The sequence below is a fragment of the Paenibacillus sp. BAC0078 genome, from assembly GCF_054483875.1.
In genome coordinates this window covers 261,907-275,256 of the sequence record NZ_JBTLRW010000001.1, presented here as the reverse complement: position 1 = coordinate 275,256, position 13,350 = coordinate 261,907, and the positions used below count along the sequence as shown (strand labels likewise).

Genomic DNA, 13,350 nt, shown 5'->3' with positions numbered 1-13,350 from the left:
TGCGAAAGCAAATTTACAAGCCGGTCCAGTGCGCAGGGCGTGACAATGCGGCTGGAAGCTTGGTTGAGGCATCGCCCTTCGCCGCATTAAGCTGCGATTGGGTCAGAAAGAGAGTGTCTGTAAGGTCGGCGCCGCAAAGATTTGTGTCGCGGAAATCAGCTCCGATGAGATCCGCTCCCCTCAGGTCAGCCCCGCTGAGATCTGCCGCAATAAGATAGGCGCCGCGCAGGCTGACACAGCGTAAATCGGCTTTTTTGAGCTTGGCTCCGATCAGATCTGCTCCCCGCCCATAGTTCTTAGGGCGTTTGGGAGCATTCTTGAGCTGACGCCGCGCGGCATCGCGTGTAAGCTCGCTAGTCCGAAGAAGCAGCTCATTGATCTCTGCCCGGTGTGACGGCACGTCGACCTGCAGCAGCGCTTCGGGCGGCAGCAGGGTCAGTCGTTCGGTCTCCTCTAGTAGCGAGCGAAGCTGGTTGTGAATCGTCGCCGCAGACTGCAGGGATAGAGCTTCAGTCAGATATCTTAGCAGCTCATGCAGATGGCGCATAACCGGGAAGACCTCGAACATTTGTGAAGCGGTATGCGGAGCCTGCCGCCAGTCATGCCCGCCGAAGGTGACATGAGAGACCTTGGGGCCGGCCCCGAAGCATTCGTAGACGGTACAGCCCCGGAACCCTTTGGACCTTAGCTCCGTGTGGATACCGCAGCGGAAATCAGACCGCAAATTAGGACAAGGCTGTCCGGCATTTTTATGAATGGCAAAATCTGATGAAGCGGCAAATGGCAATGCGGCGCAGCATAGGCCGAAGCAGTCCTCACAGTTCGACTGCAGATCGGTATGGCTAAGATCCGGTGAAGCAGATAGAAATTCATGTTGATGAGACATTTGAGGCAATGACTCCTTCCATAATGGGGAATTCAGCTCTCCAGACGACGCTCAATCGCTTCGGACATCGTTTTGTCCGTAAGGTGGGCGTAGACCTCGGTCGTTTCCGTTGAGGCGTGTCCGAGCTGCTCCTTCGTTTTATAGATATCATTTTGCAGATAATAATCCGTGGCAAAAGAATGGCGCAGCTTATGTACAGTCAGATAAGGCTTGCCGAACCGTTTGGCGTATTTGATGATCATTTCCTGGATCGCCCGTTTGGTCATCCGTTTACCTTCCTGAGTGCCGTTCGGCAGCGCGATGAACAGAGCTTTTTCCCGTTTGGGCGTCTTGTAGCGGGACTGCCGCAGACTAAGATAGAGCGAGAGGTCATCCCTGGCCTGTTCACGGAAATAGACCGGGGTTTTGAACGTTTCATCGTTATTGCCTTTGCGGTAGACATACAGCAGCTTATTGTTCACATCCAGATCATCCACATTCAGATTGACGACTTCAGAGACGCGGAGGCCGGAATTGAGAATGAGGCTGGCAATACAGGCGTCGCGTTCACGGTTGAGCTGAAAGGAATAAAGGGCCTGCTTGTTGGCTTCAACATCGCGCCCATATCCTTCATAAATGTAGCCTATGAACTCCAGCAGCTCGTCTTCCTCCAGAATTTTACCTTTGAGCTTGGCGGCCGTGTCCTTAGGTTTGTGAATGCGCTTGATCTCCACCTTGGCCATAACATTGCGCTTCAGTAAAGGATAGAAGTTCTCGTCCTCGGCAATCTGGCTTAAATAGTGAAAAAGTGATCGGAGTGCGGAAAGCTTGCGGGATACGGTGACTCTGGAATTCGTGCCCTCGGCACGGGTAGTCAAATGCAGGCGGTATCCGACAATACTGTCCATATGCAGCGTCTCCAGATCAAGCAAGGTTATTTCAGAAAGACTTGCAGCTTGAGAGAGCCCCTCTGCCCGCAGCCAGCCGAAGAACGATTCATAATCGCGGATGTACTCCAGCAGAGTAGAAGGTGACAGATCTGGACGTTTATAGTCAATGAACTGCTGTACAAACCAGGGCATATTCAGCACTCTTTGATCGAGATGTATGCGGTCGTTATTTTTTTGAATGCTCAATGTGTTGTTCACCTGCCTTTTGGATTGCTGTTTGCATGCGGAGTTGTCTTTCCATTTTACCATGTTTCATGAAGTTTGGCCGGATTTCGAAGTAGCTTCAGGGGGGCTTGCCTTGCTCCTGTGGTGACAAAGATATAGAATGTGTAATAAAAAGTGAATCACAGAGGTGACTTATGGAACTTGGAATTGAGCTGGTTCCCAAAGAGCAGCGCCATACCATCAGCAGGCTGATGCAGTTTTATTTATATGACTTTACCCGTTATCTGGAGCTTGAGGTGGACCGTGACGGCGCTTTTCCGTCCTATCCCGGTCTTGAGGCTTACTGGAACAGCGGTACCAATAAATTTGCTTATCTATTTACCGTGGACGACAATATCGCCGGATTCGCGCTGGTGGACCGTCTGCTGCGCAGTTCGGAGGGGCAGTTCTACATGACAGAGTTTTTTGTGATGCAAAAGTACCGCCGCAGCGGAGTAGGCACTTGGGCCGCACATCGGCTGTTCGATATGTTTCCCGGCGACTGGAAGGTGTCGCAGATCCGGGCCAATACACCTGCACGCACTTTCTGGCATCGGGTGATTGGCGATTACACAGGCGGGGCGTTCCAGGAACGCTTCAATCCCAAGCAGGGGAATCCCAGTCAATACTTCAGCACATTAAGTATTAATAGAGTTAATAAATAAAATGACCTGCCAGAAGCGAAACGGACAAGACAGAATCCTGCATAAAAGAGAAAACCGTTGTTACCGGGCGCAACTTGTAGGGATTTCCGGCGTCTGTTAATTGAGGTGATTCTACGTGCTGAGCATCCAAAAAATTGTCTGGATCGGTTGTCTATCCGCACTAGCAGTGCTTGCTTCAGGCTGCACAAGTGATGCAGATTCCAAGAAAGGAGACGCTTCAGACCGTCTGGCAACAGAAGTTGTTGTCACTTCAACTGCTGCCGCAACTACGGATACAGCTACTGTTGAGGCGACTCCACGCCCTTCCGCACAATCAGTATCGTTGTTTGCAGGCGGAGTACCTGAATACGACGGGTCAGGACGGGCGTATTTGACCGGAGGAACGGAGCAACAGGCGAAATATTCTGCCGATCAACACCAGCCGCTGGCGATGTTTATGCCGGAGCAGATGATTCGATTTGAGCAGAATGGCAGAACCGCCTGGGGAACTGCGGATAAGCAAAATTGGATTGTTTTTGAACCATTAAGCGAAGAGAGTCCAGCCAATACAAAATTGGATAAAACAGATTCAGACGGGAGCAAAGCCGCATTGCTTCAGTACAAGGAATATCAGGGCAGCTACACAGAGAACGATGGCAGAGTGGACGTGTTCCTTTTTAAAGCAAAAGGACAAGTGTACCACGCGCAAATCCGGACCACTGCTGAGCAGAGGGAAAAGCTATTGCCGCTGTTTGTCGATATGCTGAGGGAAGTCCAATACATGAAGAAGCAACCGCCGCTGGTTGCCGGAGTCTTTGTTCAGGAGCCGGATGTAGGAAAGGGCAAAGAGAACAAGCAGATGCTTCAGGAGGTAATGAATTGTCTGGAAGCCATTGCTAGTCAAGATAAGCAGAAATTTATAGACACAATGTACTCGCCGGAAGCGGGGGAATACTTAGGGTTTTTCCTTGATCATTCGATCACGTACCGTTTCAATGAGATCACTTATGCCGGAATCCCTGCCGAAGGTACGCAGCGGGCGAATTTTAATGTGGTGTATCAATCTATGACTGACGAGGGTTATCTGGCGGATAGGAGCAATACAATCTCTTTGCTGCGCAATAAGCAGGGGGAATGGAAGGTCGCCAATATTGATTAATACGACAACGTCAATGAAACCAATAGTACAACTACTGCTTTTTGGCTATCATCAAGCGATGAGCTGCATTTTTCCTGTTGCGATATTTGGGACTTTGGCTCTTTCCAGCGCAATCGAGCTGCCTTTTATTTACCGTTATGATGCCATTCTTGTTATCCTGCTGGCAGTTCAGTACCTCATGTACTGCAGTGGATTAGAGACACTCGATGAAATTAAAGTAATCTGTATATTTCACTGTATTGGTCTGTTGCTGGAAATATATAAAGTCAGAATGGGGTCATGGTCATACCCTGAGCCCGGACTTACGAAGTTATTTGGTGTGCCGCTCTATAGCGGATTTATGTATGCAAGTGTCGCAAGCTTTATGTGTCAGATATGGCGTAGACTGAAGATGGATATGACCGGCTGGCCGGGGCTTACCTCTGCTGGATTACTGGGAGGAGCCATTTATCTGAACTTTTTCACACACCATTTCATTCCTGATTTTCGTTGGTGGCTGACGGGACTTGTGCTCATTGTCTTTTGGAAAACATGGATCATATATCGGGTACGAAATACTACTTATCGAATGCCCTTGACACTGGCTTTTTTCATAGTAGGTTTCTTTATCTGGTTAGCCGAGAATATAGCGACATTTTTTAATGCTTGGAAATATCCTAACCAGTACCACGCCTGGCATTTGGTCAGCTTCAGCAAGATCAGCTCATGGTTCCTGCTGGTAATCATTAGCGTTATTATTGTTGCCCAGCTAAAACATGTTAAAGCTAGCCGGAAAACGTAGGATTCATGGTCGAGTTGAGATTGGGCGATGGGCAAGTGATTGATATCGTAATGTAGGAAGAGGATAGGTTCATCAGATGGTGACATAAATATTATTATGTTAACTATTGTATCGCAAGCTGTTTGACTCAGATAAGCAGGTATTGTTTGGTAGACCATTGCATTTGAATTCATCTCCTGATGAAACATAGAGGAAAGCAATCTGTGGTAGGTGGCATACATACAGAAAGCAGGGGGAAAAGGACATGAATGTAGCCATACAATCTGAAAAATTGCGTATTCCGTCTGTGCGCTCTAACATGATTAGGCGTACACGGTTGTTTGAACTGCTGCACGAAGGTTCAAATGGAAAAATGACATTGGTCTCCGCTTCGGCAGGTTATGGCAAAACGACTTTGGTGAGTCAGTGGTTAGCACATTGTACATACCAAGCGACCTGGTTATCGCTGGACGAGCATGATAATGATCCCATTCGATTTCTTCAATATCTCATGGCCGCGTTCAAAAAAGTCGCTGGCGATGACAGCCAAGAGCTGAGAAATGCATGGCATTACCAGCCATCATTGCCGATATCCTATGTTCTTAACGCACTTCTCCACGATATTTCCGCCTGTGCCAAGCCTTTAATCCTCGTTTTGGATGATTGCCATTTGATTGAATCTCAGGCTGTACACGTTGCGTTAGGCTTCCTCATAGAAAATCAGCCCGCAAACATGCATGTAATCCTCATTACGCGGGAAGATCCACCGCTCCCTCTTGCAAGTATGCGAGCAAGAAATGAACTGGTTGAAGTACGCGGAAACGATTTGCGTTTTACGGAATGCGAAACGACCCAGTTTTTTAACCAAAGGATGAACCTCCGTCTTTCACCCAATGAGATTGAGACTTTGGAGAAACGTACGGAGGGCTGGGTGGCTGGGCTTCACTTGGCGGCATTATCCATGAGAAATCGGACGGATCGCAGCGCATTTATTTCTTCTTTTACTGGCAGCCATCGGTTTGTGATGGATTATTTAATGGAAGAGGTGCTGTCGCAGCAGTCCGAGAAAGTTCAGGACTTTTTACTTCAAACCTCCATTCTGGATCGATTTTGTGGTTCTCTTTGTGATGCAATGCTGCAAAGAGACAAGGAAGGGGAGGAAATCCTGGTTTTTCTTGATCGAAGTAATCTTTTTGTCATTCCATTGGATGATGAACGTCAGTGGTATCGGTATCATCATCTCTTTTCTGATTTGCTGCGCCAGCGTTATGCTCATTTCTTTCGAGGGCGGGAGGAGGAAGCTGCCGCTCTGCATATCCGTGCGAGCAAGTGGCTGGAGGAGCATGGATTTGACATTGAGGCATTTCATCATGCTACCGCTGCTCAAGATGTGGAGCGGGCTGTCAGGCTGATCGAAGGTGATGGAATGCCTCTGCATTTTCGCGGAGGAGCGAGAATCATTCTATCTTGGCTTGAGAAGCAAGAGATTTCTTTGTTTGCTGCTAATCCTTCCCTGCATGTTTTTTATGCTTCTGCACTATTAATGACTGGAAAGCTAAATGAAGTCGAACAGCATGCAGCAGATGCGGAAGCATTGCTGCTTGATGGTGAACTCGACGATAGAAACAAGGATCTAATAGGGCATATTGCTTCGATCAGAGCTACGCTAGGAGCGGCCCGGAATGATGCGGATATCATTATCGAACAAGCTCATATCTCTCTGAAGCATCTGCATCCTAGCAACCATCCGGTTCGTGCCGCTACCATTTGGACACAGGGCGTTGCTTATCAGCTAAAGGGAGAATGGGCGGCTGCCAGACGTGCATATGCCGAGGCTATGTCGATCGGAAGGTCGATTGGACATCTTATTATCACGCTGATGGCAACCTTGGGCGCTGGTCAGCTTCAGGAGCAGGATAATCAATTGAAGCTGGCTATGCAAACCTATCGACAAGTCATTCAACTAGCCGGTACACCGCCATTGCCGGCGGCTTGCGATGCCTATTTGGGCATGTCCCGAATCTTCTATGAATGGAATGATTTAAAGGCAGCCGAATTGCATGTACAGCAGGGTATGTTGCTGGCCAGGCAGCTTGAAGACACGGACAAGTTGCCGGAGTGCGAATTGCTTGCAGCAAAAATCAAGCTTGCCGGGTACGACTTGCTCTCATCGGAGGAACTGGTGTTGAAAGCCAGTCAGAGTATCCAGGAACAAGCTTATTCGCATCTAGTGGAACAAGCTGCACTCCTGAAGCTTAACCTTTCTCTTTATCGAGACGAAACCTCAAATGAATGGAACTTGTCAGCGGTGCATGGGAGCGGTATTCTTCAGGCGAGAATATATCTGATTCAAGGTAATGCTGAAGCTGCCATTGCCTTATTGAACGTGTTGTATGATCGAGCGAAAGTGAAGCAACAGAAGAATGAGCAACTCCGGCTGCTTGTGCTTTTGGCGGTAGCCTTTCAGCAAAAGGGCGATCTGAAAATGGCATTGCACCAAATGAATGATGCATTCCTAATGGCGAAGCGCGATGACTTTGTCCGGTTATTTGTCGACGAAGGAAAACCTATGCTCGATTTAGTCACTCAAGCGGCTGCTCGAAGAATACAACCGGATTATACGAAGTTTTTGATAACTCATTTACGTGAGGAGAGACAACTGCGCAACATATTTCCTGGCAGCAGCAATCCTGCCCTGTCCGAGTTTTTTGTAGAACCGCTAACCGAGAGAGAATGGGATGTTTTGCAGTTGATTGCAGCGGGTCTTTCTAATCAGCAAATAGCAAATCGCCTTTTCCTGGCTTTAAGCACGGTGAAAGGATATAATCGCAGCATATTTGAGAAGTTGCAGGTGAAAAGGCGTACAGAAGCGATTGCGCGTGCTCGCGAGGTCGGATTACTTTAGTGCTGCGTAACGCTTGATTAACAGGGTTCGTCAGCAAATGCCAGCCTGTTTTTAAGGATATGTCGCAGCCTTCTTCCGTACCCTACTTTAGTAGCTACCGCGTTATTGCCGGGAACCGATATGATGTAGTAAGTGCATTTCATTATATCGGGGAGTGAATGGCTATTGGAAACAAATAGACGAACGGCGATCCTGTTGGGGCTACTTCTTATATGCAGCTTGATATTCGGTATCTTTAGCTCTGTGCCTGCATTAGAACGTCCCGATTATTTGGAACAGTTGCCTGATCTCGAAAAGCAAGTGTTGACAGCGGCTTTCTTTCAAGCAGCAATGGCAATATCATATGTTGCTATAACCGTATTGTTTTATTCCCATCTAAAGTCTTATAGCGAGCGATTAGTAACAGGATTTGTCGCTTTCAAATTAATAGGTGCAGGTTTTCTGTTCCTCGGAATCGGTTTTCTCCCTCTTTTAATAGAAGTCAGCCAAAGTGCAGCATCGGCCACTCCTGTAAACGAAGTAATCTTTGATTGGAATGCAGAATGGCTTCGGCAGGGTCGGGATTTCGTTAATCATATCGGCATGATCTTGCCATGGAGTATCGGCAGTTTAATTCTGTATTATTGCCTCTATACAACTGGACGGATTCCAAGATGGCTGGCGGTATGGGGGATGATAGGTTCCATCTGTACAGTTGTCGCTACGTTGATTCTATTATCGGACGGGATTTCGATCACAACTTCGGCCTATCTGCTCTTAAATGCGCCAACGGCTTTTGGCGAATTGATTCTGGCTTTATTTCTAATGATAAAAGGATTTAACGTTGACGATAAAGAGCTGAGAGGAGCGGAGAATAACGCATGAAAATCGTTGTGCTAGGAGCAAGTGGAGCTACTGGTCGGCAAGTTGTCAGGGAATTGATTAGCCGCAGCATACCAACAAGGATACTTATCCGAAAAACAGCTGTTCTTGATCCTGACATTGAGAAAAGCTCATACGTTGAGATCGTGAAGGGGAGCATTAGCGAGCTTGATCGAACCGAACTGAGTCATCTGCTGAGCGATTGTACCGTGGTGATCTCTTGTCTCGGCCACACCCCTACTCTCAAGGGGATGTTCGGAAAACCCCGCAATTTGGTTTCAGATGCGATTCAGAAAGTAAGCGAAGCTGTGAAAAGGTCCGAGTACAAAATTAAACTGATCCTTATGAGTACGACGGGCTATACGAATCGCTCAATAGGGGAGTCGCATTCCTGGGGGGAGAGGGTAATCTTCTCTGTATTGGGCTTGCTTTTGCCCCCGCATCGCGATAATGTACTGGCGGCCGACTACTTGGTTGACGTTTTGGGAAAAGAAAATGAGTATGTCAGTTGGATTGTCGTAAGACCGGACACGTTAGTCAATCACGACGAATTAAGCCTTTATGAAGTAACAAGTTCCCCCGTTAGAAGCCCTTTATTCAATTCTGGAAAAACAAGCAGAAGGAACGTAGGCCACTTCATGACGGAACTGGCCACAGACCCATTGCTTTGGAAGCGTTGGGACTGTAAAACACCAGTAATTTATAATAAGTAACTCGTACTTTCTGATTTTTGGCTTTGACGAATTTTAGATCACTGGTTCATGGATAATGGAGAATTCATAAGAATTAGCAGGTCGTTTTCCGCTTCTTTTAGTGAAATGAAGAGGTATATGTTAACATAATATTAAATATGTAACCTATACTCAAATTTACTCTATGAAGTTATAGAAAAAATCTACACACTATTCTTTTTATTTCAACATATGAAAAATTCATAATAGAAAACCTAAACCTATCCACATCCCCAGCAACCACATAAACAATCCATCCCTTATGCGATCCTTTGACACTAAAACCACGAAAAAGGATGGGGGGGCGCGACTCGTAAACAGACAATGCATGATCAAGATAATCTCCGGGTGATTTCAAAAGCAGCTTCTGCGGCGATTGCTGCATGCTCCAGTAAAATGATGGAGTCCCCGCCGCTTTGGAAGGTTTGGAGCGCGTAGCGGAGGCTTTTTTCATAAGGGTTGAGCTTGTCCAGAACAATCTCTTGTTTGCCGGAAGCCCCGTATTCATACAGCGTAGCATCGATACTGCCGTCTGCATAATCGCTCTCCTGAAACACTAGCTTGGCCTGCTCAAAATAAGCTTCATAGCCGACTGTGAACGGGTACGCTCGGGGCATTTGTGAAGAGACGACGATCTCGGCAGATACATCCGATGTGTCAAAAGCGGCAACAACCAGCGCTTGACCGTCTTTTCCGCCGCTAGTTCCCCGGACTACTGATAATGGGGGATTCCCCAGCAGCCAGGTCACAAAATCCAAATCGTGAATCATGAGATTCGCAGCGATTGTACTGAGTCCGAGATCACCCCATAGCGGCGCGGTTTCTCTTTTTAGGGATACACGGAGAAGCTTGCCGTATTGCCCGCTATGTACCGCCTCGTACAAGTAGGAATAAGCATGATCAAATTTGATGAATTGGTTGACAAATATACGTTTTCCGCAGGTTTCCTCCGCTTGCCGCATAGCCTGGGCATCCTCCCTGTTCAGACAAACCGGGGTTTCGCAAAACACATTTTTCCCGGCTTTAAGCGCTTCGACTGCGTATTTGCTGTGCAGGGCGGAAGGCAGACAGATGTCGATCAGATCCAGCGAACTGTCCGATATCACCTCATCTATGGACGTGGAGATCTCGACTCCCAAATCCTCCTTCAGCTTCTGCAGCTTGGCTTCATTTCGGCCAAAAACAACAATCCGGTTGACCTCCTCCATAGATGCAAATAGGCTTGCATGGAAAGCTCCAAAGCCTGTTCCCAATATGCCAATATTCATTTACAGCAGCTCCTCTCTCTGATACATTCATCATACATAGGAATTGTTGACAACTGAGTGGCGAGAATTGTGAAGCCCTCAGCAGATGTTTTTCAAAAATAGTAATGACTACTTATTATAGAATTGAGGGCTTTTTATGAGGCTGCACCGCTTGATTGCTATACTTTTACTGATTGAATCCCGGGGGAGAATAAAGGCGAGCGAGCTGGCGGAGGCGCTTGAAACCTCGGTGCGTTCCATTTACAGGGACATTGATGTGCTGGCGGAATCCGGCATTCCTATGGTGACAACTCCCGGGCCTAAGGGCGGAATCTCTTTGATGGAGGGCTATACCCTGAATCTCCAGAAGCTGCACGGTGAAGAGGTAATTAACCTGTATTTGACGGGGATGGGCATCCCTTTTGACGGTCAAACTGAATCGGGACTGAAGCTGAAGAATGCTCTGCTCAAGCTGGAAAAGACCTTGCCCGCAGCCTATCAGGAGGATATCCGCAAGGCCAAAACCCGGTTTTATTACGATGATACACCATGGTGGAATGAACGTGCCGAGCTGCCCTTTCTGGAGGAGCTTCGCTCTGCGGTCTGGAGATGCCGTGCAATTCAGATTAAATACCGCAAGGTGAGCGGGAATCTGACCACCCGTATTCTTCATCCCTATGGGCTGATTGTGAAGCAAGGGGACTGGTATCTGGCAGCATATTGCGAGGCGGCGGAAGAACTGCGTACTTTTAAGTGCGAGCGGATTATCTCGGTCCTGCCTACGGATGGAGCCTATGAGATTCCTGCAGATTTCTCCCTCGAGGAATATTGGCTGGAGGGGAGCGAGGCGTTCAAGCAAAGCTGCAAAAAAGAAGAGTTCTATGCTGCAGTTGTACGGACGGCAAAAGGCCGGCAGGAATCCATGAGCAAGCTTGAGGTTATCGAGAAAAAGGAAACGGGTGAGTATATCGACTGGACGCTGAACTTGTACAGCTACGAATCAGCCTGCGGGCAGGCGATGAAGCTGCTGGATGTGGCAGAAATTCTGCATCCCCCAGAGCTTAGAGAGTATATCAAGGGGCGGCTTGTGCATCTGCAGGGGGTTTATTTGTGAAGAAATGTTCTAATTCAAATAATTCTCCATCATTTTATTTAAATAATTTCGAAAGTCTTGGGCATATGCTTTAGGTTCTACTATTATTAGATTTGTGCCGAAGCTAGCTAAAAATTGAAATCCGGTACTGTTATGAGGGACACAAATTGTTGCTAATAAAAATTCAGAGCTATAGTTTTCAATACTCTTTCGGCCGTACCTTTCAATGAATTGATCTTTTATGTTAGGCGTAATCAATGCCTTAATAGCGGCTAGCTGCGGTTGAAAGCATGCTTCGCGATCTTGTTCTAATAAATATTCTCTGGGGCTAAATGTTTTTTCATCCATATTAAGGTTATCGATACGAGATAATTTAAACGTTCTATAGTTTTTGCGATGTAAACAGAATCCCTTCAAATACCAACTCGTTTCGCTAAAATGAAGCTGATACGGTTCAACAATTCTATTCGTCGTGGTGCCATTTTTATCTATATAATCAAATGATATTAACCTTCTCTTTAATATGGATTCTTGATACATCTTCAAGGTTTGAAGAATTTCAGACCGGCCTTCCCAATCATAAAATGACAAATGAATTGAACTTTTCAGAGACAATGGGCTAACCATCGCTTCTATTTTTTTAATAGTCATTTCAACTTCTTCACTAATTAGAATTTGTTCCATTCCGTTCAATGCAGTTAATATATTCTCTAAGTCGGAGCTGCTTAAAAGACGTTTATCAACCTTATATTCATCCATAATACCGTAGCCGCCATTAACTCCATTGATAGAATAGATCGGGATATTTGATAAACTGAGTGCTTCCATGTCGCGAAGAATAGTTCTTTTGGAAACATTAAATAATTGTGCTAATTCTGTTGATGAAACGACATTTTTTTTCAGCAATATCATTATTATAGAAATAAGTCTCTCAACCTTGTCCATATTTCCTCCTCCTTTTACTCTACTTAATCTAAGAACGGTGACATACAGCCGTCACCTTTTGTAGATTATACTACATTTATCACAAGAAGGAGGTATTGCTTTATGTCAGCTATTGCATATTTAAACTTTGATGGGATTGCAGAACAAGTGATTGAATTTTATTCAGAGGCTTTAAATGCAAGTGAAGTAAAAAAAGCTAAATTTAAGGATTTTCCACAAGATCCAAACTATCCACTGCCAGAAAATGAGTTAAATATGATCATGGAATCTTCAATAGAATTCGCAGGCGGGAAAATAATGATGTCGGATATTTTGCCTTCAATGAAAATGGTAACAGGTGAGTTGGTGAAAGGAAATAATGTACTGATTAGTCTAGTCATCGATGATAAACAAAAACTGGAAGAATACTATAATAATTTATCTGTTGGTGGCAATGTTATGATGCCGTTATCCAATACTCCTTGGTCTTCATGCTTTGGAATGCTGGTTGATAAGTTTGGGGTCTGCTGGAAATTTAATAGTGACGCAGATAAGTTTCTTGAAAAAGTTATTGCAGGTAATTATGGAAATTGAAAATCTGATTCCAGCAAAATCGAGAGAAGATCTGAGGAACTGGCTACAGGAAAACAGCAAGACCAAAAAGTCTTGCTGGGTCTTGGTTAGTATGTCGCCTACCCCTAATATGTTATTATATTTGGACGTAGTCGAGGAAGCATTGTGCTTTGGATGGATTGATGGAATCAAAAAGAAAATTTCCGAAACGGAGCTGGCTCAGAGGCTGTCACCTAGAAGTAAAAAAAGTTCGTGGACTGAATTAAATAAAGAGCGTAGCTTTATAAAAGAGTTCGGATCGACACGATACAAAGCAATATGAATCAGCAAGAATTGTATAGGAGCAGATTAGACAAATTCATAACAAACACTAGAGAAAACAAAATGTACGGTCAATGGAATGATAACGGACGTCTATTCCCGTAAAAGCTACT

12 protein-coding genes and 1 pseudogene are annotated in these 13,350 nt (G+C 45.9%); 9 read left to right on the top strand and 4 right to left on the bottom strand.

Going from position 1 to position 13,350, the window contains the following annotated elements; translation table 11 throughout:
- Positions 1–13 precede the first annotated feature (13 nt).
- Positions 14–886, bottom strand: coding sequence for a pentapeptide repeat-containing protein (locus tag ACX1DY_RS01215; RefSeq protein WP_458962379.1), 873 nt, complete (start codon positions 884–886; stop codon positions 14–16).
- 32 nt (positions 887–918) lie between these two features.
- A complete protein-coding gene (gene xerS / locus ACX1DY_RS01210; protein WP_458962378.1) occupies positions 919–2,001 on the bottom strand; it encodes a tyrosine recombinase XerS in 1,083 nt (360 codons plus the stop codon).
- Positions 2,002–2,174: 173 nt separating this feature from the next.
- Here xerS and ACX1DY_RS01205 point away from each other — a divergent pair, with 173 nt between their 5' ends.
- The 6 genes from ACX1DY_RS01205 (at position 2,175) to ACX1DY_RS01180 (ending at position 9,061) form a co-directional block, all read left to right on the top strand.
- The gene (locus ACX1DY_RS01205) at positions 2,175–2,684 is read left to right on the top strand and encodes a GNAT family N-acetyltransferase (RefSeq protein WP_458962377.1); all 510 of its coding nucleotides are present in this window, start codon (positions 2,175–2,177) and stop codon (positions 2,682–2,684) included.
- Positions 2,685–2,799: 115 nt separating this feature from the next.
- Positions 2,800–3,822 carry a hypothetical protein gene (locus tag ACX1DY_RS01200; protein ID WP_458962376.1) on the top strand — a complete coding sequence of 341 codons (1,023 nt, stop codon included), beginning with the start codon at positions 2,800–2,802 and terminating at the stop codon, positions 3,820–3,822.
- A gap of 13 nt (positions 3,823–3,835) precedes the next feature.
- The gene (locus tag ACX1DY_RS01195) at positions 3,836–4,603 is read left to right on the top strand and encodes a DUF817 domain-containing protein (protein WP_458962810.1); all 768 of its coding nucleotides are present in this window, start codon (positions 3,836–3,838) and stop codon (positions 4,601–4,603) included.
- Between the two features lie 244 nt (positions 4,604–4,847).
- Positions 4,848–7,487: a LuxR C-terminal-related transcriptional regulator gene (locus ACX1DY_RS01190; RefSeq protein ID WP_458962375.1), complete on the top strand. Its 2,640-nt coding sequence runs from the start codon at positions 4,848–4,850 to the stop codon at positions 7,485–7,487.
- Between the two features lie 165 nt (positions 7,488–7,652).
- A complete protein-coding gene (locus ACX1DY_RS01185) occupies positions 7,653–8,351 on the top strand; it encodes a DUF4386 domain-containing protein (protein ID WP_458962374.1) in 699 nt (232 codons plus the stop codon).
- Positions 8,348–9,061: an NAD(P)-binding oxidoreductase gene (locus tag ACX1DY_RS01180; RefSeq protein ID WP_458962373.1), complete on the top strand. Its 714-nt coding sequence runs from the start codon at positions 8,348–8,350 to the stop codon at positions 9,059–9,061. The genes ACX1DY_RS01185 and ACX1DY_RS01180 overlap by 4 nt, the downstream gene beginning before the upstream one ends.
- A 350-nt stretch (positions 9,062–9,411) precedes the next feature.
- Here the strand turns inward: ACX1DY_RS01180 and ACX1DY_RS01175 are convergent, their stop codons facing one another.
- On the bottom strand, positions 9,412–10,347 hold the full coding sequence (locus tag ACX1DY_RS01175; protein ID WP_458962372.1) for a Gfo/Idh/MocA family protein: 936 nt from the start codon (positions 10,345–10,347) through the stop codon (positions 9,412–9,414).
- Positions 10,348–10,498: 151 nt separating this feature from the next.
- Here ACX1DY_RS01175 and ACX1DY_RS01170 point away from each other — a divergent pair, with 151 nt between their 5' ends.
- Positions 10,499–11,440 carry a helix-turn-helix transcriptional regulator gene (locus tag ACX1DY_RS01170; RefSeq protein ID WP_458962371.1) on the top strand — a complete coding sequence of 314 codons (942 nt, stop codon included), beginning with the start codon at positions 10,499–10,501 and terminating at the stop codon, positions 11,438–11,440.
- A gap of 9 nt (positions 11,441–11,449) precedes the next feature.
- On the opposite strand, the gene ACX1DY_RS01165 is transcribed toward ACX1DY_RS01170, so the two are convergent.
- On the bottom strand, positions 11,450–12,364 hold the full coding sequence (locus ACX1DY_RS01165) for a helix-turn-helix transcriptional regulator (RefSeq protein WP_458962370.1): 915 nt from the start codon (positions 12,362–12,364) through the stop codon (positions 11,450–11,452).
- Between the two features lie 102 nt (positions 12,365–12,466).
- Here ACX1DY_RS01165 and ACX1DY_RS01160 point away from each other — a divergent pair, with 102 nt between their 5' ends.
- On the top strand, positions 12,467–12,937 hold the full coding sequence (locus ACX1DY_RS01160) for a VOC family protein (protein WP_458962369.1): 471 nt from the start codon (positions 12,467–12,469) through the stop codon (positions 12,935–12,937).
- Positions 12,927–13,342, top strand: a pseudogene (locus ACX1DY_RS01155) (YdeI/OmpD-associated family protein). The gene ACX1DY_RS01160 and the pseudogene ACX1DY_RS01155 overlap by 11 nt, the downstream one beginning before the upstream one ends.
- The last annotated feature ends 8 nt before the right edge of the window (positions 13,343–13,350 follow it).

What these genes read in the sequence shown, in the direction of transcription:
- ACX1DY_RS01180 (WP_458962373.1), top strand. Translation starts at nt 8,348, where the DNA reads ATGAAAATCGTTGTGCTAGGAGCAAGTGGAGCTACTGGTCGGCAAGTT.
- ACX1DY_RS01175 (WP_458962372.1), bottom strand. Translation starts at nt 10,347, where the DNA reads ATGAATATTGGCATATTGGGAACAGGCTTTGGAGCTTTCCATGCAAGC.
- ACX1DY_RS01190 (WP_458962375.1), top strand. Translation starts at nt 4,848, where the DNA reads ATGAATGTAGCCATACAATCTGAAAAATTGCGTATTCCGTCTGTGCGC.
- ACX1DY_RS01160 (WP_458962369.1), top strand. Translation starts at nt 12,467, where the DNA reads ATGTCAGCTATTGCATATTTAAACTTTGATGGGATTGCAGAACAAGTG.
- ACX1DY_RS01195 (WP_458962810.1), top strand. Translation starts at nt 3,836, where the DNA reads ATGAAACCAATAGTACAACTACTGCTTTTTGGCTATCATCAAGCGATG.
- ACX1DY_RS01215 (WP_458962379.1), bottom strand. Translation starts at nt 886, where the DNA reads ATGTCTCATCAACATGAATTTCTATCTGCTTCACCGGATCTTAGCCAT.
- ACX1DY_RS01205 (WP_458962377.1), top strand. Translation starts at nt 2,175, where the DNA reads ATGGAACTTGGAATTGAGCTGGTTCCCAAAGAGCAGCGCCATACCATC.
- ACX1DY_RS01165 (WP_458962370.1), bottom strand. Translation starts at nt 12,364, where the DNA reads ATGGACAAGGTTGAGAGACTTATTTCTATAATAATGATATTGCTGAAA.